Here is a 3,237-nt window from a genome sequence, read left to right on the forward strand (position 1 = left end):
ATCTTGAAGAAGGAGAGCATGTAGTGGCCTTTGGGTTCCATACAACATATAGGGAAATGCCGGCCTTTGAAGTGGCTTCCAAAGAGGACTTGATAGCAGATTAGGTGTTCTACATGCTGAGGGAACTAATCCTCGGAATGCTTGGGGGAACATTAACTGGCTTAACACCTTCACTCCATGTTAACACTTTAGCTTCCCTTATAAACAACCTCAACTTTCCGCTTGAGGGCTTTTCCTTTGTTGTTCTAGCATATGCCATGGGCTTGACACATACTTTTCTTGATGCCTTTCCATCGACCTTTTTTGGAGTTCCGGATGAAGGGACCGCCTTAAGCGTTCTCCCGGCCCATAGGTTAGCACTTCAGGGAAAGGGCTTAGAAGTTATAAACCTCTCTCTGAGGGCCAGTTTGCTTGCAGCCATCTTTTCAATAGCATTAATTCCTTTATACTTGATGATTGCCCCCCACTATACTCCAGAGATAGGGAGGGCCGTTGTGTTTTTACTGGCTTTTCTCATAGTGGTAACTGAAAAAGGAATAAAGAAGCTCTACGCTCTTTTTGTCTTGCTTCTCTCTGGGGCCCTTGGTATTGTCAGCGATCTTTTACCGCTAAAGGAACCTTTTTATCACTTATTTGTGGGCCTTTTTGGAGTTCCAGCCATTTTACTTTCCCTCGACAACAACAATAAGATCTCTGGTGGAGATGCCACGATAGAAATGAGTCATTCTCAGCTCGTGGGATTCTCATTCCTAGGAACTATTTTTGGTATGATGGCCTCTTTACTGCCTACCTTTACTTCCTCACAAGCCGCATTGATAGGAAGCTTTGTTGCAAGGAGTGAGAGGACATTTTTAACGATCACATTTGCCGTAAATACAGCTAACTTTGTTTTTGGTCTTGGAAACTTCTACTCCACGGGCAAAACAAGAAATGGGATACTAGTTCTAATCAGGGAACGTTATTACCCAATAAGCCTCCAAGAGTTCTTGATTCTTTTAGTGGCCACATTGGCTGTAGCTGCCATAGTGAACCTTTATGGTCTCTGGTTGTCAAAGAAGCTTGTTAATCTGATAGAAAGGATTGATTACAGGACTTTGAATGCTCTAATATTGGTGGCAACAGTTTTAGGGTCTTTATTCCTAGATGGTTTATTTGGTCTTTTGGTTTTAATTGCAGCAACTCTAGTTGGCTTGACAGCTGTGTTTTTAGGCGTAAAGAGAACAGCTTGTATGGGAGTCTTAATGTTCAAAGTAATGCTTGGTTAAGGATCTGATAAGGGGAAAGAGGTTTTACCATTGCCTTTTATAGTTTGGTCTGAGCTATGGTCATCTAAATGACCAAACAGTGAGAGTAATGATCCAATAAAGCTCGTATCTAACCTCCCTAGAAGATTCGAATATGTCAGAGGTCTTGAAGCTTCAAGATAAGATAAAAACTACTCTGCTGGGCCAGCTCTATTTTTATACCAATTCCTTGAGCTCGGAGGATTTGAAAAGTTGAAGACCGAAATACTTTTTAATTTGATTAACTTTTTACTTTTGAAAATTGTAATAAATCGGGTGAAGAGAATGAGAAGGGAAATTGTCTTCATGATCGTGGGCCTTTTATTGGGAGTGACAGGCTTTAAAATAGGTGGTGCACTCTTTAGCGACATAAGCATCTCAGAGAACAATGAAATCGCAACTGGAGAGTTTGACGTTAGAATCAGCAAAACAGGGAGCAGTTTTTACAATGATTTAAAGCTTTTTGAGTTCGATGACCTTAAACCAGGGGACGAGATAAAAGCTGAGTTCTACATAAAAAACAGCGGGGAATTCAACATCTCAAAGATTCTTATAATTCCTCACGTTCAAGACCTAGAAAGTGGTGATCTTACTGGAGCCGAGGCCTTAGTGGACAATACAACCGAAATGGGGGAGCTTAGTCAAAATCTCATACTGGAGTGGATTGTGATAACACAGAGCAACCAAACCTATACCCTAAGTGATTACTCCGGAAAGAGCCTCTATGAGCTGAACAACCAGACGATCTCAATCCTAACTGCACCCGTTGCACCTTCAGAAATCCTCAAAGTTACGATGTTTTTCTTAGTGAACCCTGAAGCTGGCAATGAGATCCAAAAAGACATTTCTCTGATTTCTCTTCAAATTTATGCAGAGCAGTGAGTTTTTAAACTTCTTTTTCTTTTCTTATTTGGTGTTCATAATGATCGGGATAGTTTTTGATATGGATGGAGTCATTTATAGAGGAAATAAGCCGGTTAATGGCGTTAAAGAGGTTATTGAGTTTTTGAGGGCAAATAAGATTCCCTTCGTTTTTCTCACCAATAATTCAACCAGAGATGCTAAAATGTATAAGGAAAAGCTTCAGGGGATAGGGATTGAAGTTGAAGAGGAGAGGATAATAACCTCTGGATATGCTACGGCTAAATATTTGGAAAAACACTTTGAAAAGGGTAATGTTTTTGTAATTGGTGGTAAGGGCCTCGTAGAGGAAATAAAAGCCATAGGTTGGCCTTTGATAAGCCTTGAAGAAGCAAAAGAGATGTGGAGAAAAATAAGATATGTTGTAGTTGGCATGGATCCCCAATTGACATATGAAAAGCTCAAGTACGGCTGTTTAGCGATAAGAAATGGGGCCCATTTTATAGGCACAAATCCCGACACCACATATCCCAGTGAGGAGGGAATTCTTCCTGGTGCCGGTTCTATAATTGCAGCATTAAAAGTTGCCACTGAACAGGAGCCTTTAATCATAGGAAAACCCAACAAACCCGTTTTTGAAGTGGTTAAAGAAAAACTAAACGCTGATGAGATATGGGTGGTCGGGGATAGACTCGACACTGACATAGTCTTTGCAAAGAAAATTGGGGCGAAGGCAATAATGGTTTTAACCGGTGTAAACACGCTTGAAGACATAGAAAAGAGTGAAGTTAAGCCAGATATAGTGTTACCCAGCATCAAGGAGCTTTTGGAGTACATGAACATCCAAAATGGTTTTGATCCATTCCAAAAGGTGAGGTCTTCAAAGAGTTAGGTGCCAGGCGACAACTTTAAAAACCAACCCTTAAAGCTAAATGCAGAAGTTAATTTTTGGGTTAGATTTATAACTCCGTCTTTTGAAAATCAAAGAGGTGATTGAGATGAATCCATTCCATGATTTGGAGCCCGGACCAGAAGTACCGGAAGTTGTTTACGCGTTAATAGAGATTCCAAAGGGAAGCAGAAACAAGTATGA

4 protein-coding genes are annotated in these 3,237 nt (G+C 40.6%); all 4 read left to right on the top strand.

Features of this window, described 5'->3' with window-relative positions:
* Positions 1-113: 113 nt before the first annotated feature.
* Positions 114-1,265: a tripartite tricarboxylate transporter permease gene (locus H5T41_10900; protein MBC7109265.1), complete on the top strand. Its 1,152-nt coding sequence runs from the start codon at positions 114-116 to the stop codon at positions 1,263-1,265.
* A 303-nt stretch (positions 1,266-1,568) separates the two neighbouring features.
* Positions 1,569-2,165: a methyltransferase gene (locus H5T41_10905; protein MBC7109266.1), complete on the top strand. Its 597-nt coding sequence runs from the start codon at positions 1,569-1,571 to the stop codon at positions 2,163-2,165.
* 40 nt (positions 2,166-2,205) lie between these two features.
* Complete coding sequence (locus H5T41_10910) at positions 2,206-3,036, top strand: HAD family hydrolase (GenBank protein MBC7109267.1); 831 nt, start codon at positions 2,206-2,208, stop codon at positions 3,034-3,036.
* Between the two features lie 106 nt (positions 3,037-3,142).
* The coding region (locus tag H5T41_10915; GenBank protein MBC7109268.1) for an inorganic pyrophosphatase at positions 3,143-3,237 on the top strand (95 nt) is incomplete at its 3' end.

This window comes from Methanomassiliicoccales archaeon (assembly GCA_014361295.1).
Classification (GTDB): Archaea; Thermoplasmatota; Thermoplasmata; order Methanomassiliicoccales; family JACIVX01; genus JACIVX01.